Source organism: Jatrophihabitans sp. (assembly GCF_051960575.1).
Classification (GTDB): Bacteria; Actinomycetota; Actinomycetes; order Mycobacteriales; family Jatrophihabitantaceae; genus JBQCEE01.
In genome coordinates this window covers 1-22,999 of sequence record NZ_JBQCEE010000158.1, presented here as the reverse complement: position 1 = coordinate 22,999, position 22,999 = coordinate 1, and the positions used below count along the sequence as shown (strand labels likewise).

The window sequence follows — 22,999 nt, the reverse complement described above, 5'->3', positions numbered from 1 at the left end:
AACGCCTCGCCATGCTCGCCCGCGACGGCGGCTGCACCTTCCCCGACTGCGACGCCCCCATCGCCTACCTCGAAGCCGACCACATCACCCCCTGGATCATCAGCCAGCGGACCTGCGTCGACGACGGCCACCTCGTCTGCGTCTTCCACCACCGCATCGCCCGCAGCCAAGGCTGGCAACCCGTCATGATCAACGGCAGAGTCGGCTGGCGACCACCCGCCTGGCTCGACCCCGAACGAACACCACGGTTCAACCGACTCCGCCGCGCCTTCGACCCAGCACGCGACCTCACCGACCTCCACGCCGACACCGACCCCGAACTCGACTGAACCGTCGAGACGATCAGGCGTCGCGTCAGTCAAGGCACCCCTCTGCGCTCGACCACGCCGAGTTTTAAGCGGATCGGACGATCAAGAGCGCGACGCTGTCATGCCCAGTTCCGATCGCGTTTGTCGATCTTGGGCGAGCGTCAGACCGAACCGTGGTCCACGTCGGTAGGCTGCGCGCCGTGGAGCCGATCCGAAGGTTCGATCCCCAGATGTACGCCGATGCCCTCGAATCATGGAGTTGGCTCGACGGGCTTGCCGGGATGTCCCCTGCCCTGTCAAACGCTTTCGGTGATGTGTTCCTGCAAGCTCCAGACGGTTCGTTCTGCTTCCTGAGCACTCTCGACGGGACTCTTGACCGTGTGTGGCCTGACGCGGCGGCGTTCCAGGCGGCGATCAACACGCCCGCGGCTCAGGATGAGTTCCTGCTCGTCGGTCTGGTCCAAGATGCGTTCAACGCCGGGCTGAATCCTGGACCATCACAGATTCTCGCGTTCACCGTGCTGCCGGCTCTGGGCGGCGATGTCGCGGTCGACAACCTGACGGTTACGGACTTCGTCGTCACGGTCAACATTGCTGGTCAGATCCACGAACAGATCGAAGATCTGCCGCCTGGCGCGAGCATCAGCGGTTTCACGATCCGCTGAACTCAGATCGCCTCCCTTGCTCACCTCTTGCCCGAGCGCGACCATGCCGCTGACTCGGCGCATCGGCGACCGTCGCGTGGTCTGCATCTACTCGGGTGTAGTTCCGTCGGAGAACCGCGCACCGAACTGTGCGAGCCTCCGGTTGACGTCCGGCTGTCCCTGGCGATCTAGCCACACTCCGGCAACAGCTGTCCGCCAACGGGGGTCGGTCGTCGCGCGCCGCTCGATGTCGTCGATGAAGCGTTCGCCCTCGCCCCAGATAGCGACGACGTCCTCTATCGGTCCGGCAGCCACCCGACCGATCTCGTCATCGTCAGCGGCCTCATCAATAAGGGCGTGGATCAGCGAGATGCAGCCGGCCCAGACCGGCTTGGTGGTCAGGTCCAGGATGCAATCGTCTTCGTCGGTGTTGGCAGCGTCGTCGGTCACTTGGGCAGCGCGCAGGCGTTCATGGCGCCAGTACTCCCTCGCCAACATGCGGAGCGATTCCCATCTCCGAACCTCCCCGTCGAGCGTGGTGAAGGTGATGCGCCCGGAGGAGTCGACAGACGCGTGTTGCACCGAGTCATCATCCGTTGCAGAGTGCGCGACTACCAGCACGACCATGCCGGTGTCACGGCACAACGCGACCATGCGCAGGTCCGGATGTCGCTAACCCTCAACGCGTTCGCGGTAATGCTAGGGAGAGAGGTGGCTTGAGTAGGGCTCAAGCGACCCGCGAACGTCATCGACCGCGTCGGCTTCGTCCCAGAGCTCAAACCACTCGTTGTCCGCAGGCACGAACGCGCGCTTAAGGACATCCGCAGCCATCCGGCGCTGCGCCGCGGTGACGCCACCTCGCATCGCAGCGAGCCATTCCGACGACGGACGGTAGGCGCTGGCGCCGCCCTCGTAACCATCCAGGATGGCGACCAAGGCCGCCGCAGCGACCGCCTCGCTCATCTGCGAAACCTCGATGTATCCGCCGGCACCCACCGCCGACATGGCACGCTGCAACTCGACCGAGACGGCCGACCAATCATCGAGCTCGCCCAGATCACCGGCGAAGTCCGCCGCGTCATCGTTGTCAAACGGGCCTGACCCCCAAGCTCCCATGGCAGTCAGAATGCCAGAAGAAGCCGGCTAGCCGACACACGATTCGACGACTAGGTCGGCCCGACCACTGCTGCGGCCAGACGAAGCGATTATCACGATGGTGGTGCGTCTCGAAGTCAACGCGAAAGACACCTGGCCCAAACGTGGATGGAAGCGCACGTTCGGTGGGCTTTCGCTGAAATGGACGAGGCAACGACGGCGTGAGCGACCATGCCGCGTTGTGCGCGGTCGTGCCGATTCGCGAGTGACCAGGACATACACGAGGCTCGTCATGTGGAGACGATTGACTGGCCGGATCTTTGGCAAGCCGACGCCAGGACGGCGCTCATGCCCTAATTCGGCCGCGACGTCCGGCTGCGCATCATCGTCGGCGACCCGACGAAAGCGATCGACGGAACCGTGCTCGAGGGCTACGTGTTCCTCGACAGCGGGACGCCGATGGTCATTCACAACTTCTCGGGCCGAGGGGGTGTCTACCCCTGGCGGTTGTTACGCGGACCTGTCTTGCGCATCGACGAGCTTCGCCCGCGCAGAACGCCGTTGCTCGTGTACGGGCACCCGAACTGAAATCCACGAAGCGGCGACTGACTCACAGCTCGTCAGTAGTCGGATCCGGCGTTGATCCGCGCGCGTAGGTTGCTCACGTGGACGGTCTGAGTCGTCGGTGGATCGACGCTGTGCGCGCCGCCTGCGAGCCAGTGTTCGCAGCGGCGGACGCCGACTTTCGCGTGAGCGAACCCGGCGGCGACGCTCTGCTCTGGGAAGCGGCTCCCCAGGGCTTTCCTGGACCGCTACCCGGACAGCAAGGTAGATGAGGGGTACGGCGACGGGTGGCCGCCCCCGTGCCTTGACTTCTAGATCTACGTGGACGTCAAGGCAAGACAGCGAACAGGGCTCGGTTCGGGTTGGAATCGCCCTCAGCCAGCAGGGAGGAAGAGCCGAAGATTGCCGCGGCGGCAGCCGTCGATTGGGCGAGCGTCTCCACTGGCGAGATCGGACGGCGACTCGGTCGTCCGCGAACAGTGCCCGGATTCGAGCTGCAACGTCGTGGTCCGGTGGCGAGAGCACGACGCTCACATCGGGTGCTGCGTCCTCAGGCGGCGCGGGCAACACCATCACCGACACAGGTGTCAATCCACTCACGATGCGGGACAGCCGCAGCCGACGACGGACCTCGGCAGCCCGCGCGTCTTGCTGCGCCTCTGGCACGTCACCTGCGGTCCGGTGTACCGCCCGCGGTACACCAGACCGCGTTGATCATGAGCGGTCGTAGCCCAGGGCCCGACCGAGGCCTGAACGGGCCGGCGCGACGATCAGGTCGTCAGCGCTGCTCGCCCGAGCTGTCGCCGTCGCCCGTGTGCTCCTGCGCCCAGTCGACGGCCTTGTCGATCTGGTCGACATGGCCGAACTTCTTGCCGGCCGCGTCCCCGGCCTTCTCGAGCGCCTGGTCGAGCTGCTGGTCGTGGTCCTCGGCGAACTTCTTCAGGTCGTCCAAGCCCGGCATGGCGATGTCCTTCCCTCCGCGGTCCGCCCGGCGGCCGACCTCCCTCGGTCCTACCACAGCGCGGGCGGCACGACGAGGGTCGCGTCAGCCGCCCGCGGGCAGGCGGCGGGCGAGTTCGGCGAGTCGCAGCACGCCGGTGAGCGCGGTGTCGCGTCCGCGGCGGGCGGCGCGCGCGATCGGCCCCGGCGGGACGGGCGGCTCGAACCGCACCTGATCGCCGACCGCGACGACGCCGGCGCGGTCGACGGTCGCGTAGACGCCGAGGAACCGGTCGCCGGTCTCGGCGACGGCGCGGGTGAGCCGACGGTCGGTCGGCAGGTCGTCCTGCGCGCGACTCGGGATCACGCAGCGCACCGTCGGCATGTCGACGCGCACCTGCGCGGTGCCGCCGAGCCGCACGGCTCCCCCGGCCCAGCCGCTCTCGACGAGGGCGTCACCAGGAGCATGCACGAACACGTTCGGCCGGAACCGCCGGGCGTCCGGCGCATCGGCGTCGCCGAGCTGGTCGCGCACGGCGCGCAGGCTCGCGTCCGTGAGCAGATGTACCGGGCTGAGATCGACGAAGGTTCCCGGCGGTGTGCCGTAGGTGGCGTACTGCAGCAGGGGCCGCAGCGCCATGCGGCTGAAGTCGGGCAACCGCTCGTCACGGTCGAGGCCGAAGTCGCGCGCGATGGCCGATGGCAGCCCGGACGTGAGCCGCTCGCGCCACGGCATCGGGACGGCGGCGCCGAGCGGTTGCAGGCGGACGTCGCGGTCGAGCGCGGCAGACAGCGCGTCGTGGACGCCCGGGTCGTCGCTGCGCACCTCGCCGCCGTCGGGCAGCGTGACGACCACCGGCGGCACGCGACCAGGGCCGGACGACGCGTCCGGCTCGACGGCGTACCGCGCGCGCAGGCGCAACAGCGCGGGCAGGCGGCGGGCCGAGACGGTGACGTCGCGCTCGACGTCGTGCACCGCCCAGAGGCGGTCGCCGCGCACGCCACGGGTGTCGAGGTGGGCGTGCGTGAGCCGCTCGCCGACCATCGACTTGACCGGGAACCGCCAGAGCTCGAGGACGTCCATCGTGGCGCCGATCATAGGGACCGCGGCGTGCGCACCGTGCCGGCAGCGAGCAGCGCCAGCACCGGCAGCACCAGCAGGCCGGCGGTGAGCGACGACCGCTGCGCGATCACGCCGGCCGCGAGCGGGGCGACGATCTGGCCTACACCAGCGACTACGAGGATCTCGCCGAGGGCCTGGTCGGCGGTCCGCCGGCTCGAGGCGACATGCAGGGCGGACGCGAGCGGGAACGTCGCGCCGATGCCGATCCCCGTGATGAGGAGCCCGAGCACGGCAACGGCCGCCGTGTCGGCGGCGAGCAGCACCGGCGAGCCGGCGAGTACCAGCACCAGCGCGGCGAACAGCACGGACGCCGCCGGACGCCGTCGTGCCAGCCGGCTTGCCACCACCCGCCCGACCAGGTTGGCCGCGTAGCCCACGCTCACCAGCGCGGCCGCGGCGTCGCGCGCGATCCCGACATCGTCGTGCAACCAGGACGCGCCCCAGAAGCTGATCGTGAACTCGGCGCCGACCACCGCGAAGATCGTGACCAGCCCGCGCCGAGAGCCGCCGCGCGCGACCGTGGCCGCATCGACGGCGTCACCGTCCGGCTCGGCGGCGACGAGCCGCTCGCGCGGACCGAGCGCAACCGCCGTGACGGCCGCGGCCACGACGACCGCTGCGACGACGAACGCGGCGCGCCAGCCGAGCACGGACGCGGCGCATACGGCGATCAGGCTCGGGGTCGCGATCCCGGCGAGGCTGACCGCCACCTCGCCCTCGGTCATCGCGACCGCCCGATGCGCGCCGTGCCGGTCGGCGAGCGACGCCCAGAGCCGGATCAACGCGGCCGTGGCGAACGCGCTGCACAGCAGGGCACCGGCGAGCGTCAACGCGAGCCGGTCGCCGTAGCCGAGCAGCAGTGCTGCGGCGCCGGCACCCGCCAGCCCAAGCACGATGGTGCGCCGGCGGTCGGCGTGCGAACGCGCCGCCAGCGCCCCCGCGGTCATCCCGCCCAACGCGAATGCGGCCTGGTGCAGTGCGCCCGCGACGTAGGTCAGATGCTCGGTGCGGCGCAGGTAGGGCAGCGCCGGACCGAGCAGCGCGTTGAGGACGCCGAACGCGAACAGGGCCGCGAAGGCCACCCAGGTGGCGCGGTCGCGCCGATAGGCCGCCCCCGCGCCGGTCACCGGACGCGGCGCGTGGCGGCGTCGACCCGTTCGGTACGACCGAGCCGGTCGAGCTGCTCGAGCAGCGGGATGGCCACGCGGCGGCTCGTGCCGAGCGCCTGCCGGGCTTGGCTGGTCGTGAACGGCTGCGGCAGGGCCGCGAGTCGACGCGCCGCCTCGTCGACCGCCGTGGGCAGCAGCACGATGTCGCCGAGCCGCAGCAGCCGACCGGCGCGGGCGGCGGCGCTCAGTTCGCGGTGCCCGAGTCGCAGGTCGGCGAGCTCGTAGGCCTCGGGCGCGGCGAACGGGTCGGTGGCGAGACGGTGCTCGAGCGTGCGCACCGACTCCTCGGCCGCACCGAGGGTTGCCACCTCGACGGGCGCGCGCACACGGCCGTCACCGACCTGCAGGTCGGCCGCCTCGGCGAGCGGTGCAGCGAGCGAGGCGTCCGGCAGGCCGAGCGCGCGGGCGAGGGCCGGCAACGGCATCGCCGGGTCGAGCGGATGCTCCTTCGCCCAGGCCGGCACCGTCTCACCCACTGCGGCGCGCCAGGTCGACCACTGCCACGGCGCGATCAGCCAGTCGCCGTGCGTGACGAGGCCGGGCAGCGACACCTCGACCCGACCGGCCAGGCGGCGCAACAATTGTTGCGGCATCGCGCCGCGCCGCACGAGCTCGACGGCGGGGTCGACCCGACCGTCGGCGGTCATGAGGGCGGCGGCGCGCGACGCGGCGGCTCCACGCCGGTTGAGGGGCGGCGGATCGGCGTCGAGCACCAGCACGCCTGCGGCCACGGCCTGCTGCCCGGGGTCGCGCAGCACGGCCCGGTCACCTGCGCGCACGGGCACGGCGCGCGGCAGGCGCAGCCGCGCGAGCAGGCCGCGGTCGTCACGGGCGAGGGGCCGTACCCGCACCGGCAGCGCCGCCGTGCCGAGATGCAGCATGAGCTCGGTGGGCACCTCGTCCACGCGGGCGAGCAGCACGTCGACCTCGGTGGGCGTCGGCCAGGCGGAGGGCGTCACGAGCGCGTCGCCGCGTCCGATCTCGTCCCGCGCGATGTTGCGCAGGTTCAGCGCGACGCGAGCGGGCGCCTCGACCGTCTCGCGCGACGTGCCCAGTGACTGCAGGGCACGTACCGCGACGGGGCGGTCGCCGAGCAGCAGGGTGTCGCCGGCGGCGACGCGCCCGGCGGCGAGCGTCCCGGTGACGACGGTGCCACTACCCCTGACCGTGAAACTGCGGTCGATCCAGAGTCGGACGCCGTCGCGAGCGTCCGGCACCGGCAGCGTCGCGACGAGCCGGTCGAGCGCGGTGCGCAATTCGTCGAGGCCTGCGCCCGTCGCGCCGGACACGGTCACAGCGTCGACCTCCCCGAGCGACGAACGGGCCAGCCGCGCACGCGCCTCCTCCAGCGCGGGCGCAGGATCGGCGAGGTCGCTGCGCGTCACGGCCAGCACGCCGTGCCGCACGGCCAGCGCGTCGGCGGCGGCGAGGTGTTCCTCGGACTGGCGCGACCAGCCCTCGTCGGCGGCGACGACGAAGAGCACCGCCGGCACCGGGCCGAGCCCGGCCAGCATGTTGGCGATGAAGCGCTGGTGTCCGGGCACGTCGACGAAGGCGATCCCGGCGCCCGACGGCAGGGTCGTCCAGGCATAGCCGAGGTCGATGGTCATACCCCGGCGACGCTCTTCCGCCCAGCGGTCTGGCTCCATCCCGGTGAGCGCGCGGACGAGCGTCGACTTGCCGTGGTCGACGTGCCCGGCGGTGGCGACGACCCGCACCGTCACGCGTCCCGCACCCGGCCGACCGCCGCCACGAGCAGGTCGTCGTCGGCCGGGTCGACGCAGCGCAGGTCGAGCAGGCAGCGCCCGTGCTCGACCCGCCCGACCACCGGCGGCTCGCCCGCACGCAGCGCGGCCGCGTAAAACTCGGGCAGGGCGACGGCCCAGCCCGGCAGGGTCAGTCCCGGCGCTCCCCCGCCGCCCACGACCCCGTCGGACGCGACCACGACGCCCCCGACCGACTCGGCCAGCCGCACACAACGTCTGTTGAGGTCATCGGCGTCAGCGTGCAGGAAGGCATGCACCGGCGTCGGCGCGGTCAGCGACGCCTCGAGCGCCGCGAGCGTGAGCTTGTCGACACGCAGCGCCCGCGCGAGCGGGTGCCGCCGCAGCCGTTGCACGACGGCGGCCTGGCCCGCGAGCAGGCCGGCCTGCGGGCCGCCGAGCAGCTTGTCGCCGCTGCACGTCACCACGGCCGCACCGGCCCGCAGCGCGGTGGTCACGTCCGGCTCGTCCGGCAGCAGCGGGTCGGGTGCGAGCAGGCCGCTACCGACATCAACGACCACCGGCACCGGCAGCGTCGTCAGGCGATCGACCTCGACGGCGCGGGTGAACCCCTCGATCCGGAAGTTGCTCGGGTGCACCTTCAGCACGCACCCGGTGTCGGGCCCGATCGCCGCCGCATAGTCGTCGAGCGTCACCCGGTTGGTGGTGCCGACCTCGCGCAGCCGCGCACCCGTCGACTCGATGAGGTCGGGTAGGCGGAAGCCGTCGCCGATCTCGACCAGTTCGCCGCGGCTCACGATCACCTCGCGCCCTGCCGCCAGCGCGGTGGTCGCGAGCACGAGGGCGGCCGCGCCGTTGTTCACCACGTGCACGTCGCCCGCGTCCGGCAGCGCGCGCCGCAGCGCTTCGAGCGTGCCCCGCCCGCGCGCGGCGCGGCGTCCGTCGGCCAGGTCGAACTCGACGTCGACGTAGCCCGCGGCCTGCGCCACTGCACGCAGCGCGTCGGACGACAGGGGTGCGCGTCCGAGGTTCGTGTGCAGCACGACCCCGGTGGCGTTGATCACCCGGCGCAGCGTGGTGCCGCCCCGGGGCAGGGCCGCGGCCACCTCGGCGGCGACCTGCGCCGCGTCGGGCGCGGTGGCCGGGGGCGCCGCCCGGTACGCCGCGAGCCGCTCGACGACGGCGCGCTTCACCACGGCCGGGTCGAGACGGGCCGCCGCCGCGGCGAGCACCGGCTCGGCCAGCACGGCGTCGGTGCGCGGGAGGTGCCGGCGCGGGTCGGTCACGGCACCTCCTTCGGCGGAACGTGTGGCGGAGACGGACGGGAATCGAACCCGCCAAGCCGAGTTGCTCGACTTCACCGGTTTTGAAGACCGGGGGGGCCACCAGGCACCCGGACGCCTCCGCTGATCACGCTAGTGCCTACTGTCGGAGAGGTGAGCGCCGAGCTGACCAGCACCCGCCTGACGCAGTTCGCGCACGGCGGCGGCTGCGCCTGCAAGATCCCGCCGGGCGAGCTCGAAGAGATCGTCCGCGACCTCACCGGCGACACCGGTCCCGACCTCGTCGTCGGCCTCGACGACGGCGACGACGCCGCAATCGTGCGTGTGCAGGACGGGCTCGCCGTGGTCGCCACCGCCGACTTCTTCACCCCCGTCGTCGACGACGCCTACGACTTCGGCCGCATCGCCGCGGCGAACGCGCTGTCGGACGTCTACGCCATGGGCGGGCGGCCGGTCGTGGCCGTGAACCTCGTCGGCTGGCCGCGCGACGTGCTGCCCGGCGAGCTGCTGCGCGAGGTGCTGCGCGGCGGCCTGGACATCTGCCGCGAGGCCGGGTGCCACGTCGGCGGCGGCCACAGCATCGACGACCCCGAGCCGAAGTACGGCCTCGCCGTGACCGGTGTCGCCGACCCGGCCCGCGTCATGCGCAACGACGCCGCCCGCGCCGGGCAGCCGATCAGCCTCAGCAAGCATCTGGGCGTCGGCGTGCTGAACAACCGGCACAAGTCCACCGGCGAGGTCTTCCCGCAGGCGATCGCGAGCATGACGGCGCTGAACAAGCGGGCGGCCGCCGCGGCGCTCGAGGCCGGCATCGCGGCCGCCACCGACGTCACCGGGTTCGGCCTGCTCGGTCACCTGTACAAGATGGCGCGGGCCTCTGGGGTCACCGCCGTCGTGGACGCCGCCGCCGTGCCCTACCTCGACGGCGCCCGTGAGGCGCTGCGCGACGGCTTCGTCAGCGGCGGCACCTGGCGCAACCTCGACTGGGTGCGCCCGCACCTCGCGTCCGGCGTGGACGAGGACGAACTGCTCCTGCTCGCGGACGCGCAGACGAGCGGTGGCCTGCTGCTGGCCGGCGAGATCCCCGGTGCACCGGTGATCGGCGAGTTCGTGCCCCGCGCCGACACCACCCTCGTCATCCGCTGAGCACACCATCCGCCGAGACCTGGACGAAGGGACTGACCTTGGACGCCTACGTGGCCGACCCGAAGCGCTACGACACGATGCGCTATCGCCGTTGCGGGCGCAGCGGCATCCAGCTGCCGATGGTGTCGCTCGGCTTCTGGCAGAACTTCGGCGACGACCGGCGGCTCGAGACGCAGCGGGCGATCATGCAGCGGGCCTTCGACCTCGGGGTGACCCACTTCGACCTCGCCAACAACTACGGGCCGCCCTACGGCTCGGCCGAGATCAACGTCGGGCGCATCCTGCGCGAGGACTTCGGTCCGTACCGCGACGAGCTCGTGATCAGCACGAAGGCCGGCTGGGACATGTGGCCCGGCCCCTACGGCGACCTCGGCTCGCGCAAGTACCTGCTGGGCAGCCTCGACCAGTCGCTGCGGCGGCTCGGCCTCGACCACGTCGACATCTTCTACTCGCACCGCCCCGACCCCGACACCCCGCTGGACGAGACGGTCGGTGCCCTGCACACCGCCGTCCAGCAGGGCAAGGCGCTCTACGTCGGCATCTCGTCCTACGGCCCCGAGCGCACCCGGCAGGCGGCCGACCTGCTGGCACGCCTCGGCACCCGGCTGCTCATCCACCAGCCGTCGTACTCGATGTTCAACCGCTGGATCGAGGGCGGGCTGCTCGACACCCTCGCCGACGTCGGCGCAGGCTGCATCGGCTTCACCGCGCTTGCCCAGGGGCTGCTCACGGACAAGTACCTCGACGGCGTGCCGGAGGGTTCGCGGGCGTCGCGCAACGACACGTTCTCGCGTGACGTGATCACCGACGAGCGGGTGCAGGTGCTGCGCGAACTGAACGCCATCGCCGAGCGGCGCGGGCAGTCGCTGGCCGAGATGGCGATCTCGTGGACTCTGCGCGACCCTCGCGTGACGTCGGTCGTGATCGGCGCGAGCTCGGTCGAGCAGCTCGAGAGCAACGTGTCGGCTGTGCACCGCACCGACTTCACCGACGAAGAGCTGGCGGCGATCGACGCGTTGGCCAAGGACGACCCGGCCGTCGACCTGTGGCGCGAGCAGTCGCAACTCGGCCCGGATCCTCTAGTCTGACGGCGTCTCAACGTCGGTTGAGACCAGGAGGTCTCGACCGAGGGGTGCGTCGATGTCCGATCGCAGTGGCCGGGTCGTGGTGCTCGGGTCGACCAACCTCGACCTGACGCTGCGGGTGCAGAGCCTGCCGGCCCCGGGCGAGACGGTGCTCGGCGGCGAACCGGGCTGGCAGCCGGGCGGGAAGGGCGGCAACCAGGCGGTCGCGGCAGCCGCCGCCGGCGCCGCGGTGACCTTCCTCGGGCGGGTCGGCACCGACGACGCGGGCACGACACTGCTCGACGACCTCGCCGCGCACAGGGTCGACACCTCGCACGTCGCGAAGGCCGACGGCGCGAGCGGCCTGGCGATCGTGCTGGTCGGGCCGACCGGCGAGAACCAGATCGCGGTCGCGCCCGGCGCCAACCAGGCCGTCACGCCGGCCGACGTCGACGGCTGGCGGGACGTCATCACGGGCGCCGCGGTGCTGCTCGTCCAGCTCGAGGTCCCGCCGGCGGCTGTCGACCGCGCCGTCGAACTCGCTGCCGCGGCCGGGTGCACCGTGGTGCTGAACCTGTCCCCCGCCCGCCCGGTCGAGCCGACCACCCTCACCGCCGTCGACGTCCTGGTCGTCAACCGGGCGGAGGCCGCGTACTCGGCCGGCCGGGTGAGCACCGACGAGCCGGCGGCACTCGCTGCCTCGCTCACCGCGATCGGCCCGCGTGCCGTCGTCGTGACCGCGGGCGGCGACGGCGCGTTCCTCGCCACTGGTGACGGCGTGCGGCACGTCGCGGCCGCCGGGGTCACCGCCGTCGACACCACCGGCGCCGGTGACGCCTTCGCCGGAACCCTCGCCGCCCGCCTCGCCCTCGGCGCCGAACTCGGCGACGCGGTCTCCGCCGCCGTCGAGGCGGGCACCCGCGCCGTGCAGCACGCCGGCGCCCAGCCGCCGCGTCCCTGACGCTCAGCCGGGCGCTGTCACCTCGACGACCAGGTCGGCACGGGCTCGCGTGGCGGCGACCGTCCCGGCGTTGCGCTCGTCGCTGCAGGTCGTCCAGCGCCAGGCGTCCTCCCGCGGCCAGCCGTGGCCGACGCGGCGCTCGACCAGCCGCTGCCGCCGCACGTCGTCCGGCACCTCGAGGAACCAGACCGCGTCGAGTTCGGCGCGCACCGGTGTCCACGCACCGTCCAGCAGCAGGTAGTTGCCCTCGGTGATCACCAGCGCGACGTCGCGCGGGACGGGCACGCAGTTGGCGATCGGCTCCTCGAGGTCGCGCCGGAACAGCGGCGCGTAGACGACCGGCGCGTCGTCGTGCCGCAGACGGTGCAGCAGGGCGGCGTAGCCGCGGGCGTCGAAGGTGTCCGGCGCACCCTTGCGGTCGGCGCGCCCCAGCCGCTGCAGCTCGGCGTGGGCGAGGTGGAAGCCGTCCATCCCGACCACGACGGCGGCGTCGCCGATGCGGTCGGCGAGGGCCGCCGCGAGGGTCGACTTCCCGGCGCCCGGGGCACCGGTGATGCCGAGCAGGGTGCGGCGGCGTCCCGCGGCGAGGGCGACAGCACGGGTCGCGAGCTCGTCGACGGACGCCCGGACCTCATCCACCTTCGTCACAGGCGGTGAGTCGCGCGGCCGCCCGGGTAGACCAGAGGGCAGCTGTTGTCGATCATCGAAGAGGACTCCATGTCTGTCACGACCCTTGCCCACCGCATCCTGCACCTGCCCGCCACCGTGCTGCACAAGGTGCCCCTCGGCGACCGCGTGCTCAGCACGGCCGAGCACGGCGTGCAGACCGTCGAGGCCCTGGTCCTCCGGGGCCGTCGCACCGCCGGCCGGGCGGCCGACCGGGCGACGGACGGCCGGTTCGCGCCGTCACCCACGTCGACGGACGACGACCGCCCGAGCCGCCCGTCGGCGACCGCGCTGCGCGACGACGCGCCGATCGAGGTCGACGTGCAGCAGGCCGAGCAGATCGCCGACGACCTGCTCGAGCAGGAGGAGCTGGAGCCGCACGCGGGCGAGCTCGCCGAGGACGCCGACCTGCAGGAGGTGCAGGCCGCGCTGCGCGCGAAGCACCTGCTCGCCGAGCAGATCGAGGACGAGCGCGCCGAGCAGCGCCACGAGCAGGTGGCCGAGCAGGAGCACGCCGAGCACTGACCCGGTCCTGACCCGCGACGAGCGCCGCCCGGCGAACGTGTGCCGGGCGGCGCGTCCATCCCCGCCGAACCTGTGCTTGGATCGAACAGATGCGTGAGATTCCGGGCGGGCTCGTCGACGCCGACCGCCACTCCGCCGTGCTGAGCCGCGAGTTCGACGCGACGGCACGCCGCTACGACCTGATGGTCGGCCTCAACCCCGGCTACCACGCGCACCTGCGTGCCGGTGCCGCCGCGCTCGCCGCCGGCCTGCCGGAGCGGCCGCGGCTGCTCGACATCGGCTGCGGCTCCGGGGCCTCGACGACGGCCCTGCTGTGCGAGGTGCCCGACCCGGCCGAGGTCGTCGGCGTCGACGCGTCCGACGGCATGCTCGACCAGGCGCGGCGCAAGCCGTGGCCCGCCGGCGTGCGGTTCGTGCACGGTCGGGCCGAGCAGGTCTCGTCCAGGGCGGACGAGTGGGGCCTGCGCCCGCCCTACGACGGCGCGTTCGCGTGCTACCTGTTCCGCAACGTGCCCGCCGCCGACCGCGACGCCACCCTCGGCGCGGTGCGCGACGTGCTCGCCCCGGGCGGGCGCCTCGTCGTGCAGGAGTACTCGGTCGCGGGCTCGCGCCGCGCGATGGCGCTCTGGACGCTGGTCTGCTGGCTCGTGATCATCCCGATGAGCCTGGTGCTCACCCGGCGCACCGCGCTCTACCGCTACCTCTGGCGCAGCGTGCTGCAGTTCGACACACTGGCCGCCTTCACCGACCGACTCGAGCGGGCCGGGTTCATCGACGTGCGGGTCGAGGACGTCCGGTTCACCACCGCCGCGATCTGGCAGCGCGGCATCCTGCACACGATCTCGGCGCGCCGCCCGTGACCCGCACCCGCCCCGGACGCGACAAGCGGGCCGAGCACCACCCCGCGCACCACGGCGCCTCCGACGATGGCCGCACGCACCACGTCGCCGTGCTCGGCGGCGGGGTCGCAGGGCTGGCCGCGGCGACCGCGCTCGCCGAACGCGGCGTCGCCGTCACGCTGCTCGAACAGCACGAGCAGTTGGGCGGCCGCGTGCGTGCCTGGCCGGTCGCCCATGCCGACGGCCCGGCGACGATGAGCCGCGGCTTCCACGCCTTCTTCCGGCAGTACTACAACCTGCGGGCGCTGCTGCGGCGCGTCGACCCGTCGCTGCGGCGGCTGGTGCCCGTAGCCGACTACCCGCTGCTCTCGGCCGACGGGTTCGAGGACTCGTTCGCGCGCATCCCCCGCCGGCCGCCGTGGAACCTCATCACCTTCGTGCTGCAGAGCAAGACCTTCACCCTGGCCGACCTCAAGCACATCGACGGCGACGCCGCGACCGAGCTGCTCAACGTCGACTTCCCGCGCACGTTCGAGCAGCACGACGGCGAGAGCGCGGCCGACTACCTCGACCGCCTGCGCTTCCCGACCCCCGCACGCCACCTCGCGCTCGAGGTCTTCGCGCGCAGCTTCTTCGCCCACCCGAGCGACTTCGCCGCCGGCGAGCTGATCGCGATGTTCCACGCCTACTTCCTCGGCTCGGCCGAGGGTCTGCTCTTCGACGTGCCCGACGACGACTACGACAGCGCGCTCTGGGCACCGCTGGCAGGCCACCTGCGGCAGCGGGGCGTCGACGTCCGCACCGGCACCGCGGTCGAGGCCGTCGCGTCGTCCACAACAGGTGTCGAGGTACTGACCTCAACCGGTGTGGTGGAGGCCGACGCCGTCGTCGTCGCCACCGATCTCGCCACGACGCAAGGGCTGTTGCTGCCGCCCGACGCGACCAGCGCCGGCGACGACTGGCGTGAGCGACTCGCGGCCCTGCGCATGGCCCCGCCGTTCGCCGTGCACCGCCTGTGGTTCGACCGGCCCGCTGCGTCCGAGCGGCCGCCGTTCCTCGGCACCGCCGGGTTCGGACGCGTCGACAACATCAGCGTGCTCGAGCGCTTCGAGGCCGGTGCTGCGACGTGGGCCGCGCGCACCGGTGGTTCGGTGGTCGAGCTGCACGCCTACGCGCTCGACGACACCGACGAGGCCGGGCTGCGCGCCGAGATGCGCGCGACGCTCGACCGGCTCTACCCCGAGTACGCGCACGCGTCGGTCGTCGCCGACGAGTTCCTGCTCAACGCCGACTGCCCCCTCGTCGGGGTCGAGCCGTGGGCGCGGCGTCCGGGCGTGTCGACCCCTGACCCGCGAATAGTGCTCGCAGGTGACGGCATCCGCTGCGACTTCCCCGTCGCGCTGATGGAGCGCGCCGCCACCACCGGCTTCCTCGCCGCGAACGAGCTGCTGCAGCAGTGGCGTCTCGCCGGGCACGGCCTCTGGACGGTGCCGCTGCGCTCACGCACCTGGCTCGGCCGGCACGCACGCGGGCCGCAGGCGATCCGCGCCGCCGCGAGCGGTCAGCGCAGCGAGCCGGTGCGCACCAGGTAGCGCCGCTCGGCGTAGGCGAGGTCGTCGACCCACAGTTGCCGCGCGGTGTGCCGCATCGCCGGCCGCAGCAGGCCCGCCAGGCGCGTCGCGACCCGGAAGCCGGCGCGGTCGCTGTAGGCGATCGTCGCCTCGGTGACCCGGGTGACCGGGGTGCCCTCGGGCTCGTGCCGCAGCAGCGTCGCGTGCGTCTCGACCACGCTGCCCGTGCCCTCGCCGTCGACGATCTGCATGACGATGGTGCGCGCGTCCGGGCAGAAGAACACCGCGCGCACGGGCACGCCGTAGCGGCGGCCCAGGCGGAAGGCGACGTCGACCACGAGGCGGTGCGTGTCGCTCGCGTCCTCGTCGACGGTGAGGTGGCTGAACGCGTACGGGTGCAGCCACGCGCCGTGCCACGGGTCGAGCCGGTTCGCGATGACGTCGCGCGGCTCGCAGCGTCCGTCCATCGCGACCACGGCAGTCACCGACGACTCGAGCGGCGGCCGCGGCGGCAGCACGGGCTCGTCGGTCGGCGTGTCGTCGCCGGCGAGCTGCACCCACGCGAGCACGCCGTCGTCGTGCGCCCGCACCGGCGTCCAGTCGGGGCGCCCTTTGGGCGTGAAGGCGAGCCCGTGCCACTTGCAGCGCAGCGTGCTGCCGCTCACCGGGCAGTCGGCCAGCGACGCCCCCATGTGCGGGCAGGCCCCCGGGCCGGCGTACAGCGTGCCGTCGTCGGCACGCCACAGCACGATCTCGCGCCCGAGCACCGTGTGCACGACCGAGCTGCCCCGCCGGATGTCGGCGGCCGCTCCCACCACGTGCCAGCCACCGGTCGTCCGCCGCTCGGCGGCCTCGCGCGCCTCGGTGATGCGCGCCAGGTCGGCCTGCCGCCACGTCGCCGCGAGCCGGTCGGCGGGCGGCTGCGGCATGCGGACGATCGGGATGCGCGGCCGCTCGGCCGGTGTCGTCGCCGGCGTCGTCGTCGCGCGCGCGTCGGCCTGCGGCTGGTCAGGAACGGTGCGGGTCACCCCTCCATCCTGCCTCCGTCGCGCACGAACCCCCTGCTGTGGCCCATTTCCGAGCCCGCAAATGGGCCACAGCAGGGGGTTCGCGACGGCCGGACTACGAGAGGGACACGGTGACGGCCGGCGGCACGTCGAGACTGTTGTGGACGGTGCAGTGCGACGCGACGGCGAGGAAGCCGGCCCGCCGCTCGTCGGGCAGCCCCGTCGGCGGCGTGATCGCGACCGTCATCGTGTCCACCCGCCTCGGCCGGTCGGCGACGGTCCAGTCGCAGGTGACCTCGAGGCCGGCAGCGTCGACGTCGTGCCGCTCGCAGTACGAGCGGGCGAGGGTGGCGATGCACGACGCGAGGGACGCGGCGAACAGTTCGACGGGCGTGGGGCCCACGTCGGTACCACCCTCCTCGCGCGGCTGGTCGACCTCGAAGGTGTGTCCGCGCACGGTCACGGCGAAGCGCTCGCCGGCGACGTGACCGACGTGTACGTGGCCGCTCATGCAGGCAGTGTCGAGGCGGCGACCGCGTCGAGCGCGTCGACGAGCCGCGACCGCGCCTCCGCCGCGACGTCGCCGAGCGCGTCGTGGCCGCTGACCGCGACCATCACGCGCGGGTCGATCGCCTCGACCACCGTGCCGCCGTCGGGCAGCGACCGGACGACGACGTTGCACGGCAGCAGCAGGCCGATGGACGGTTCGGCCTGCAGCGCGCGGTGGGCGAGCGGCGGGTTGCAGGCACCGAGGATGAGCTGCGCGGGCACCTCGACGCCGAGCTTCGATCGCAGCGTCGCCGCGACGTCGATCTCGGTGAGGACGCCGAAGCCCTGGTCGGCGAGGGCGACGCGGGTGCGGGCCACCGCCTCGTCGAACGTCAGCGGCACCTCGACGGTGATGCCGTAGTCGGTCATGGAATCTCTCCTCGGTGCGTACTCGGCTCGTCCCTCGAAGACCCGAAGTCCAATGGTCGAACGTGCTGCAGTCTATACCCCCCGGGGTACTAGGAGCCAGGTCGTGCCGAGGACGGGCCATTGGTCCGTCCTCCGTCAGCGCCGACACACCTACCGTCGCCTCACCCGGAAGGAGACTTCGATGCGCAAGAGAGTGCTGGTGCTCGGCTCGAACTTCGGCGGGCTCACCGCCGCCCTGGCGGTGCGCCGCGAGCTGTTCGACGACGTCGACGTCCGGGTCATCTCCCCGGCCGACCGCTTCCTGTTCAACCCGAGCCTGATCTGGCTGCCGTTCGGCAAGCGCAACCCCGACGACATCACCTTCCCTGTCGAACCGACGTTCACGAAGCACGGCATCGACTTCGTGCACGAGGCCGCGGTCGAGATCGACGCGGATCACCGGCAGGTCAGGACGGCGAGCGGCACCTGGTACGCCTACGACTACCTGGTCGTCGCGACCGGCTACCGCAACAACTTCGACGCCGTTCCCGGCCTGGTCGAGCACGGCGTCACGATCACCACACTCGACAACGCCGTCGCCGCCGGCGAGGCCTGGCGCCGGTTCCTGGACGGGCTCGGCGACGGTCGTCGCGGCGACATCGTCGTGGCGGCCAGCCAGGGCGCCGGCTGCTTCGGCGCGGCGTACGAGTTCCTCTTCAACACCGCCTACCGCCTGCGCAAGGCCGGTGTGCGCAGCCGCGTCAACCTCACCTACCTGACGGCGGAACCCTTCCTCGGGCACTTCGGCATCGGCGGTCTGCCGCACGGCGAGCAGTTGCTCGGCTCCTTCCTGCGCCGCCAGCACATCGAAGCGCGGGTCGGCGTCGCCATCGAGGGTGTCGGGGCGGACGCGGTCACGCTCACCGATGGCACCGAGATCCCGTCGCAGTACTCGATGGTCGTGCCGCCGTTCGTCGGCCAGGAGGTCGCCCGCACGGCGTCCGCGCTCGACCCGGACGACAAGGGGTACCTGCCCGTCCGGCCCACCTACCAGAGCGAGAAGTTCGACGACGTCTACGTCGTCGGCATCGCCGCCCAGGTGGTCAGCCCGTGGCAGACGGCGATCCCCATCGGCGTGCCGAAGACCGGCTACCCGACCGAGGTGCAGGCACACGTCGCAGCACAGAACATCGCAGCCCAGATCCGCGGTCAGCTGCCCGAGCATTCGAAGCCGTTCGACGACATCGCAGCGGTGTGCGTGCTCGACGCGGGGAACAACGGCGTCGTCATCCTCGCCGACAAGATGCTCGCGCCGAAGAAGCACGGCGTCCTCATCCCTGGCCCGCAGGCGCACGCGCTGAAGCTCGGCTTCGAGAAGTACTTCCTCTGGAAGGCGCGCAACGGTCACGTCCAGTTGCCGTGACGCGACGCGATGTACCCCTGGGGGTATATCATGGCGGCATGCGACTCGAAGCCGGCACCACCGACGAGCTGATCAAGCGGCTGCGCCGCGTCGAAGGTCAGATCGGCGGGGTGATCCGCATGCTCGAGCAGGGCCGCGACTGCGAGGACATCGTCACGCAGCTCGCCGCGGCGAGCCGGGCGCTGCAGCGCGCCGGATTCAGCCTGGTGTCGGCCGGCCTCCGTCAGTGCCTGACCGCGAAGCCGGGGAGCGACGCCGACGCCATGACGCCGGAGCGCATGGAGAAACTGTTCCTCAGCCTGGCGTAGCGCCGCCCAGCCCGAGACGCAGTTCCTCGACCCGCTCGAGCGCCTGCCGGGCGTAGCCGCGCCAGAGCCGGGCGAAGAGCGGCAGGATCGGTACGACGGCGCCGGACGCAGGGTGCAGCGTCCACCGCCAGGTCACCCGCACGCCCGTGCCCACCGGCTCGAACGACCACGACCCGTCGATCGACGCGGCGAGCCGCTTCATCGGGCCGGTGACGCCGCTGATGCGGTAGGCGAACAGGTGCGGCCGGTCGACCGACAGCAACTCCTCCTGCATCGAGCCGCCGCCGGCGAGCAGGACGGTGCGCCGCCGCTGCCCGGCGATGCCCCACACGCCGTCCTGGCGTGTGCCGCTGATCGGCGGGATCGGCCCGTAGCGGCGGCTGAACAGCGTCTCGAGCGGCACCGGTAGCAGCGCGTCGAACATCGCCTCGACGGGCACGGGGTAGGTGCGCGACCGGGACAGCTGCAGCGGCGACGGCATGGGCTGATGCTAGGGCGCGTGGCCCTCGGCCGCGCTCGGACGCAGCACGGGTGAGGGCACGTTCTCGACATCGGTTGCGGGCAGGCGTCGGTCACCGAGCCGGTACAGGCTCGCCACGATCGCGAACACGACGAGCACGCCGACGATGTTCACCGTGACGCGTCCGTAGCCGTGGGTCGGCACGTCGAGGAAGGGGTACGGGTACCACTTCGACACCTCGCCGTGGATCAGCGTGTAGACCAGCCAGGCGACCGGCCACACGGCGGCGCGGCAGATGACGGCGAGGTCGATCCGTGGGCGCGGGCCGAACAGCACCCAGCCGAGCACCATCATGATCGGCACGACGTAGTGCACGAAGATGTTGCTGACGACCTGGTCCCAGCCCTTCGGCTCGTGCACGCGCGCCAGCACCGTCGAGTAGACGACGCCGGTGACGGTGATGCCGACGAGCGCCGCGAGGCGCACGGCCCGCCAGACGCCGCCGTCGCGCTGCGGGCGCGCAGCCAATTGGGCGGACACGATGCCGCTGAGGATGTTGCTCTGCACGGTGAAAAAGCTCAGGAACCGCACGAAGCGGCTCGCCACCGGCGCCCCGGCGAGCGTGCCGACGGCGTGCCCCGGCGGCGTGCCTGGGGCCCGTGCCGCGATGACGGCCTGCAGCATCAACGCGAACAGCACCGACACGGCGATCGTGCCGTGCCACCAGCGGGCCACCGACGGGCGGGTCAGCATGGCCGGAGGATATCGACGCAGCGGGCTGTCGGCAGCGCGCGCAGCTTCCAGCGCGCCGCGGCGCGGGCGACCGGTGGGCTCAGTCGGCGGGGTCGAGGTCGCAGACGAACAGCGAGAGCCCGTCGGCGGTGTGACCGGCGCGGGTGAAGCCGGCGTGCTCGAGCGTGCGCTGCGAGGCCAGGTTGTCCGGCTCGGTGTCGGCGACGACCCGCCGCACCCCGTGACGGCCGGCGAGCTCGACGACCGCGCGCAGCGCCTCCGCGGCGTACCCGCTGCCGCGGGCGGACGGCGCGAGCCCGTAGCCGACCTCGACGACGCCGTCGACCGGGCGGCCCTTGAAGCCGATGCCGCCGATCGCCCGGCCGTCCGCTGCGCGGGTGATCCGGTAGAAGCCGAACGGACGCTGCTCGCCGAGCAGCGCCGTCGCCCGCAGGAAGGCGCCGACACCGTGCACGTCGCCCTCGAAGGGGAAGTCGTCGGCCCACACGTCGGTGGGGGCGGGTCGGCGCGCGACGATGCGCTCACCCTCGGTCTGGTCGACCGGGTGCAGCAGCAGCCGCTCGGTGACGAGGTCGGACGCGGCGTCGGACATGCCGCCCACGCTACGGCGCGGGCACAGCGACTTCGGCGACGGCGCCCGACGCCCTACGCTGCGCGGCGTGCTCGAGCCGCAGATCAGACGGGCGACCGACGACGACGCCGCGACGGTCGCGCGCATCCACCTCGAGTCGCGGGACGCGTCCGACATGCCGCCGGGCATCCACCCGCCCGACGACGTGCTGCGGCACGTGCGCGAGGTCGTGCTGCCGCAGCGCGAGGTGTGGCTGGCGCGACGCGACGGGCGGGACGTGGGCCTGCTCGTGCTCGACGGCGACCACCTCGACTGGCTGTTCGTGCTGCCGGCCGACCAGGGTCGCGGCATCGGCTCGGCGCTCATCGACCACGCGAAGTCGCAGCGTCCCGGCGGGCTCGAGCTCTGGGTCTTCGTCGTCAACGAGCGCGCCCGCCGCTGCTACGAGCGTCACGGGTTCGTCGTCGTTGGCGGCACCGACGGCGACAACGAGGAGGGCGAGCCCGACCTGCTCATGCGCTGGCGCCCGCTCGACCGGTGACGTCCCACCGCGGGGTGCCGTCGGCGCGCCGACGGCGACGGTCCACCATGGAGGGGTGTCACCGGCCGTCCACGTCCTCGCCGTCACGCCCCTGACGGACGTCGGACTGTGGGCGCGCAGCAAGCTCCCCCTCATCGTCGCCCTGGTCGTCGGCGCCGTGCTCGTCACGCGGCTCGCGAACTGGGTGAGCGCGCTCTACATCGACCGCATGGACCAGCGGGCCGCCGCCACCGACGCCCTCGTGCGCTCCGAGTCGCTGAAGCACCGGCACGCCGTCGCGCAGGTCATCACCTGGGCGACGCTGGTGGTCATCTACTGCATCACGGCCGTGCTGGTGGTCGGTCTGCTCGGTGTGCCGCTGACCGGGTTCGTCGCCCCGGCCACGGTCGCCGGCGTGGCCCTCGGCTTCGGCGCCCAGCGGATCGTCCAGGACGTGCTCGCGGGTTTCTTCCTCATCACCGAACGGCAGTACGGCTTCGGCGACGTCGTGCGGCTGGCCGCCATCGGCACGCCCGGCGCGGTCGGCACGGTCGAGGAGGTGACGCTGCGCATCACCCGCATCCGCACGCTCGACGGCGAGGTGGTGATCACCCCGAACGGCCAGATCGTGCAGGTCACCAACCTCTCGCGCGACTGGGCCCGCGCGGTCGTCGACGTGCCGGTGCCGGTGTCGGCCGACGTGAACCGCGTCAACGAGGTGCTGCGCCATGTCTGCGACGACGCCTTCGCCGATCCCGACCTGCACGCCCTGCTGCTGGACGCGCCGTCGGTGATGGGCGTCGAGAGCCTCGAGGTCGACCAGTTCAACGTGCGGGTCGTGGCGCGCACGCTGCCCGGCAAGCAGTTCGACGTCGGCCGCGCCCTGCGCGCGCGCATCACCCGTGCCCTGCTGCGCGAGGGCATCAGCGTGACGCCGGCCATCGACGCCGACCGCGACGGGACGCGCGCCGATGCGTGAGCGCTGGCGGGCCTACGTCCACCCGCGGCCGTCGACGTGGGTGCTGAGTGCCGTCTTCGTCGTGACGCTGGTCGTGTACTTCCTCATCCGCCCCGCGTCGAGCGACTCGGCCACCTACCACCCCACCGAGCCGAGCCGGCCGACGACCCCCGCGCCCACCTCGACGGCACCCGCGTCCCCGACACCGTCGTCGACCCCCGCGCCTCGGACACCCGCACCGAGCAGTTCGAGCCGTCTCCCGTCGGCGCCACCGTCGACCTCGAGCACCACCTCGTCGCCGGCTCCGACGAGCCCGGCGTCGAGCGCGCCGCTTCCGGTACCGTTGCCGGGTTCGTCGACCCCGTAGCAGCGACGACGCAGGAAGGCGGGACGAGACCGGTGCCCCCAGTCGACGACGACCGCGGCCCCCTCGCCGGCGCCGCGGGTGACGACCTCGTCTCGGCGCTGCTCACGGCGTCCC

25 protein-coding genes, 1 tRNA gene and 2 pseudogenes are annotated in these 22,999 nt (G+C 72.6%); 12 read left to right on the top strand and 16 right to left on the bottom strand.

The features are described from left to right. Nucleotides 1-329: pseudogene (locus tag ACTHMS_RS09085) on the top strand (HNH endonuclease); the annotation flags it as partial. A 179-nt stretch (nucleotides 330-508) separates the two neighbouring features. Then, the gene (locus ACTHMS_RS09080; protein ID WP_440306336.1) at nucleotides 509-973 is read left to right on the top strand and encodes a hypothetical protein; all 465 of its coding nucleotides are present in this window, start codon (nucleotides 509-511) and stop codon (nucleotides 971-973) included. 87 nt (nucleotides 974-1,060) lie between these two features. Here ACTHMS_RS09080 and ACTHMS_RS09075 read toward each other — a convergent pair whose 3' ends face one another. The 8 genes from ACTHMS_RS09075 to ACTHMS_RS09040 all read right to left on the bottom strand — a co-directional run bounded on the left by ACTHMS_RS09075 (nucleotide 1,061) and on the right by ACTHMS_RS09040 (nucleotide 8,971). Continuing rightward, nucleotides 1,061-1,606 (bottom strand): DUF6869 domain-containing protein, encoded by a 546-nt coding sequence (locus tag ACTHMS_RS09075; RefSeq protein ID WP_440306335.1) that lies wholly within the window; start codon nucleotides 1,604-1,606, stop codon nucleotides 1,061-1,063. Between the two features lie 45 nt (nucleotides 1,607-1,651). Beyond that, nucleotides 1,652-2,068, bottom strand: a complete 417-nt coding sequence (locus ACTHMS_RS09070; protein ID WP_440306334.1) for a DUF4259 domain-containing protein — start codon at nucleotides 2,066-2,068, stop codon at nucleotides 1,652-1,654. 1,321 nt (nucleotides 2,069-3,389) lie between these two features. Beyond that, entirely contained in the window at nucleotides 3,390-3,572 is a 183-nt protein-coding gene (locus ACTHMS_RS09065) for an antitoxin (RefSeq protein WP_440306333.1), read from the bottom strand. Between the two features lie 84 nt (nucleotides 3,573-3,656). Continuing rightward, a complete protein-coding gene (locus ACTHMS_RS09060) occupies nucleotides 3,657-4,634 on the bottom strand; it encodes an MOSC domain-containing protein (protein ID WP_440306332.1) in 978 nt (325 codons plus the stop codon). Between the two features lie 11 nt (nucleotides 4,635-4,645). Next, the gene (locus ACTHMS_RS09055; RefSeq protein ID WP_440306331.1) at nucleotides 4,646-5,800 is read right to left on the bottom strand and encodes an MFS transporter; all 1,155 of its coding nucleotides are present in this window, start codon (nucleotides 5,798-5,800) and stop codon (nucleotides 4,646-4,648) included. Then, complete coding sequence (gene selB, locus ACTHMS_RS09050; protein WP_440306330.1) at nucleotides 5,797-7,566, bottom strand: selenocysteine-specific translation elongation factor; 1,770 nt, start codon at nucleotides 7,564-7,566, stop codon at nucleotides 5,797-5,799. Before selB ends, ACTHMS_RS09055 begins: the two co-directional genes overlap by 4 nt. After that, nucleotides 7,563-8,852 (bottom strand): L-seryl-tRNA(Sec) selenium transferase, encoded by a 1,290-nt coding sequence (gene selA / locus ACTHMS_RS09045; protein WP_440306329.1) that lies wholly within the window; start codon nucleotides 8,850-8,852, stop codon nucleotides 7,563-7,565. Before selA ends, selB begins: the two co-directional genes overlap by 4 nt. A 23-nt stretch (nucleotides 8,853-8,875) precedes the next feature. After that, nucleotides 8,876-8,971 (bottom strand) — tRNA-Sec (locus tag ACTHMS_RS09040). Between the two features lie 43 nt (nucleotides 8,972-9,014). Between ACTHMS_RS09040 and selD the strand changes: the two genes are divergently transcribed. The 3 genes from selD to ACTHMS_RS09025 are packed head-to-tail and all read left to right on the top strand — an operon-like array spanning nucleotide 9,015 to nucleotide 12,020. Beyond that, on the top strand, nucleotides 9,015-9,995 hold the full coding sequence (gene selD, locus ACTHMS_RS09035; RefSeq protein ID WP_440306338.1) for a selenide, water dikinase SelD: 981 nt from the start codon (nucleotides 9,015-9,017) through the stop codon (nucleotides 9,993-9,995). A gap of 38 nt (nucleotides 9,996-10,033) precedes the next feature. Continuing rightward, a complete protein-coding gene (gene mgrA / locus ACTHMS_RS09030) occupies nucleotides 10,034-11,083 on the top strand; it encodes an L-glyceraldehyde 3-phosphate reductase (protein ID WP_440306328.1) in 1,050 nt (349 codons plus the stop codon). A gap of 52 nt (nucleotides 11,084-11,135) precedes the next feature. Further along, nucleotides 11,136-12,020: a ribokinase gene (locus ACTHMS_RS09025; RefSeq protein WP_440306327.1), complete on the top strand. Its 885-nt coding sequence runs from the start codon at nucleotides 11,136-11,138 to the stop codon at nucleotides 12,018-12,020. Nucleotides 12,021-12,023: 3 nt separating this feature from the next. Here ACTHMS_RS09025 and ACTHMS_RS09020 read toward each other — a convergent pair whose 3' ends face one another. Beyond that, entirely contained in the window at nucleotides 12,024-12,659 is a 636-nt protein-coding gene (locus tag ACTHMS_RS09020; protein WP_440306326.1) for a nucleoside/nucleotide kinase family protein, read from the bottom strand. Between the two features lie 78 nt (nucleotides 12,660-12,737). Here ACTHMS_RS09020 and ACTHMS_RS09015 point away from each other — a divergent pair, with 78 nt between their 5' ends. The 3 genes from ACTHMS_RS09015 to ACTHMS_RS09005 all read left to right on the top strand — a co-directional run bounded on the left by ACTHMS_RS09015 (nucleotide 12,738) and on the right by ACTHMS_RS09005 (nucleotide 15,642). After that, nucleotides 12,738-13,211 (top strand): hypothetical protein, encoded by a 474-nt coding sequence (locus ACTHMS_RS09015; protein WP_440306325.1) that lies wholly within the window; start codon nucleotides 12,738-12,740, stop codon nucleotides 13,209-13,211. 89 nt (nucleotides 13,212-13,300) lie between these two features. Next, nucleotides 13,301-14,071, top strand: coding sequence for a class I SAM-dependent methyltransferase (locus ACTHMS_RS09010; RefSeq protein WP_440306324.1), 771 nt, complete (start codon nucleotides 13,301-13,303; stop codon nucleotides 14,069-14,071). Then, complete coding sequence (locus ACTHMS_RS09005; RefSeq protein ID WP_440306323.1) at nucleotides 14,068-15,642, top strand: FAD-dependent oxidoreductase; 1,575 nt, start codon at nucleotides 14,068-14,070, stop codon at nucleotides 15,640-15,642. Before ACTHMS_RS09010 ends, ACTHMS_RS09005 begins: the two co-directional genes overlap by 4 nt. On the opposite strand, the gene ACTHMS_RS09000 is transcribed toward ACTHMS_RS09005, so the two are convergent. The 3 genes from ACTHMS_RS09000 to ACTHMS_RS08990 all read right to left on the bottom strand — a co-directional run bounded on the left by ACTHMS_RS09000 (nucleotide 15,612) and on the right by ACTHMS_RS08990 (nucleotide 17,546). Beyond that, nucleotides 15,612-16,550 carry a DUF5914 domain-containing protein gene (locus tag ACTHMS_RS09000; protein ID WP_440306337.1) on the bottom strand — a complete coding sequence of 313 codons (939 nt, stop codon included), beginning with the start codon at nucleotides 16,548-16,550 and terminating at the stop codon, nucleotides 15,612-15,614. The genes ACTHMS_RS09005 and ACTHMS_RS09000 overlap by 31 nt on opposite strands. A 193-nt stretch (nucleotides 16,551-16,743) precedes the next feature. Then, a complete protein-coding gene (locus ACTHMS_RS08995; RefSeq protein ID WP_440306322.1) occupies nucleotides 16,744-17,139 on the bottom strand; it encodes an OsmC family protein in 396 nt (131 codons plus the stop codon). Continuing rightward, on the bottom strand, nucleotides 17,136-17,546 hold the full coding sequence (locus ACTHMS_RS08990) for a DUF302 domain-containing protein (protein ID WP_440306321.1): 411 nt from the start codon (nucleotides 17,544-17,546) through the stop codon (nucleotides 17,136-17,138). Before ACTHMS_RS08990 ends, ACTHMS_RS08995 begins: the two co-directional genes overlap by 4 nt. Before the next feature lie 181 nt (nucleotides 17,547-17,727). Here ACTHMS_RS08990 and ACTHMS_RS08985 point away from each other — a divergent pair, with 181 nt between their 5' ends. Together ACTHMS_RS08985 and ACTHMS_RS08980 are read left to right on the top strand one after the other, a co-directional pair. Further along, entirely contained in the window at nucleotides 17,728-18,948 is a 1,221-nt protein-coding gene (locus tag ACTHMS_RS08985) for an NAD(P)/FAD-dependent oxidoreductase (protein ID WP_440306320.1), read from the top strand. Between the two features lie 38 nt (nucleotides 18,949-18,986). Next, on the top strand, nucleotides 18,987-19,256 hold the full coding sequence (locus tag ACTHMS_RS08980) for a metal-sensitive transcriptional regulator (RefSeq protein WP_440306319.1): 270 nt from the start codon (nucleotides 18,987-18,989) through the stop codon (nucleotides 19,254-19,256). Here the strand turns inward: ACTHMS_RS08980 and ACTHMS_RS08975 are convergent. The 3 genes from ACTHMS_RS08975 to ACTHMS_RS08965 form a co-directional block, all read right to left on the bottom strand. Beyond that, complete coding sequence (locus ACTHMS_RS08975) at nucleotides 19,243-19,737, bottom strand: SRPBCC family protein (protein ID WP_440306318.1); 495 nt, start codon at nucleotides 19,735-19,737, stop codon at nucleotides 19,243-19,245. The two genes, ACTHMS_RS08980 and ACTHMS_RS08975, sit on opposite strands and share 14 nt — an antisense overlap. Nucleotides 19,738-19,746: 9 nt before the next feature. Further along, a complete protein-coding gene (locus ACTHMS_RS08970; RefSeq protein WP_440306317.1) occupies nucleotides 19,747-20,469 on the bottom strand; it encodes a Pr6Pr family membrane protein in 723 nt (240 codons plus the stop codon). A gap of 79 nt (nucleotides 20,470-20,548) precedes the next feature. After that, nucleotides 20,549-21,061: a GNAT family N-acetyltransferase gene (locus ACTHMS_RS08965; protein ID WP_440306316.1), complete on the bottom strand. Its 513-nt coding sequence runs from the start codon at nucleotides 21,059-21,061 to the stop codon at nucleotides 20,549-20,551. A gap of 67 nt (nucleotides 21,062-21,128) precedes the next feature. Between ACTHMS_RS08965 and ACTHMS_RS08960 the strand changes: the two genes are divergently transcribed. Both ACTHMS_RS08960 and ACTHMS_RS08955 read left to right on the top strand, forming a co-directional pair. Then, nucleotides 21,129-21,581 (top strand): N-acetyltransferase family protein, encoded by a 453-nt coding sequence (locus tag ACTHMS_RS08960; RefSeq protein ID WP_440306315.1) that lies wholly within the window; start codon nucleotides 21,129-21,131, stop codon nucleotides 21,579-21,581. Nucleotides 21,582-21,636: 55 nt separating this feature from the next. Beyond that, entirely contained in the window at nucleotides 21,637-22,539 is a 903-nt protein-coding gene (locus ACTHMS_RS08955) for a mechanosensitive ion channel family protein (protein ID WP_440306314.1), read from the top strand. Between the two features lie 114 nt (nucleotides 22,540-22,653). On the opposite strand, the pseudogene ACTHMS_RS08950 reads toward ACTHMS_RS08955, so the two are convergent. After that, nucleotides 22,654-22,999 (bottom strand): annotated as a pseudogene (locus ACTHMS_RS08950) (hypothetical protein); the annotation flags it as partial.

Bases quoted from the DNA above. Each gene is read 5' to 3' on its own strand.
- ACTHMS_RS09075 (WP_440306335.1), bottom strand. From the start codon at position 1,606: ATGGTCGCGTTGTGCCGTGACACCGGCATGGTCGTGCTGGTAGTCGCG.
- ACTHMS_RS09070 (WP_440306334.1), bottom strand. From the start codon at position 2,068: ATGGGAGCTTGGGGGTCAGGCCCGTTTGACAACGATGACGCGGCGGAC.
- ACTHMS_RS09065 (WP_440306333.1), bottom strand. From the start codon at position 3,572: ATGCCGGGCTTGGACGACCTGAAGAAGTTCGCCGAGGACCACGACCAG.
- ACTHMS_RS09060 (WP_440306332.1), bottom strand. From the start codon at position 4,634: ATGGACGTCCTCGAGCTCTGGCGGTTCCCGGTCAAGTCGATGGTCGGC.
- ACTHMS_RS09025 (WP_440306327.1), top strand. From the start codon at position 11,136: ATGTCCGATCGCAGTGGCCGGGTCGTGGTGCTCGGGTCGACCAACCTC.
- ACTHMS_RS09015 (WP_440306325.1), top strand. From the start codon at position 12,738: ATGTCTGTCACGACCCTTGCCCACCGCATCCTGCACCTGCCCGCCACC.
- ACTHMS_RS09010 (WP_440306324.1), top strand. From the start codon at position 13,301: ATGCGTGAGATTCCGGGCGGGCTCGTCGACGCCGACCGCCACTCCGCC.
- ACTHMS_RS09000 (WP_440306337.1), bottom strand. From the start codon at position 16,550: ATGCCGCAGCCGCCCGCCGACCGGCTCGCGGCGACGTGGCGGCAGGCC.
- ACTHMS_RS08995 (WP_440306322.1), bottom strand. From the start codon at position 17,139: ATGAGCGGCCACGTACACGTCGGTCACGTCGCCGGCGAGCGCTTCGCC.
- ACTHMS_RS08990 (WP_440306321.1), bottom strand. From the start codon at position 17,546: ATGACCGACTACGGCATCACCGTCGAGGTGCCGCTGACGTTCGACGAG.
- ACTHMS_RS08985 (WP_440306320.1), top strand. From the start codon at position 17,728: ATGCGCAAGAGAGTGCTGGTGCTCGGCTCGAACTTCGGCGGGCTCACC.
- ACTHMS_RS08980 (WP_440306319.1), top strand. From the start codon at position 18,987: ATGCGACTCGAAGCCGGCACCACCGACGAGCTGATCAAGCGGCTGCGC.
- ACTHMS_RS08975 (WP_440306318.1), bottom strand. From the start codon at position 19,737: ATGCCGTCGCCGCTGCAGCTGTCCCGGTCGCGCACCTACCCCGTGCCC.
- ACTHMS_RS08970 (WP_440306317.1), bottom strand. From the start codon at position 20,469: ATGCTGACCCGCCCGTCGGTGGCCCGCTGGTGGCACGGCACGATCGCC.
- ACTHMS_RS08965 (WP_440306316.1), bottom strand. From the start codon at position 21,061: ATGTCCGACGCCGCGTCCGACCTCGTCACCGAGCGGCTGCTGCTGCAC.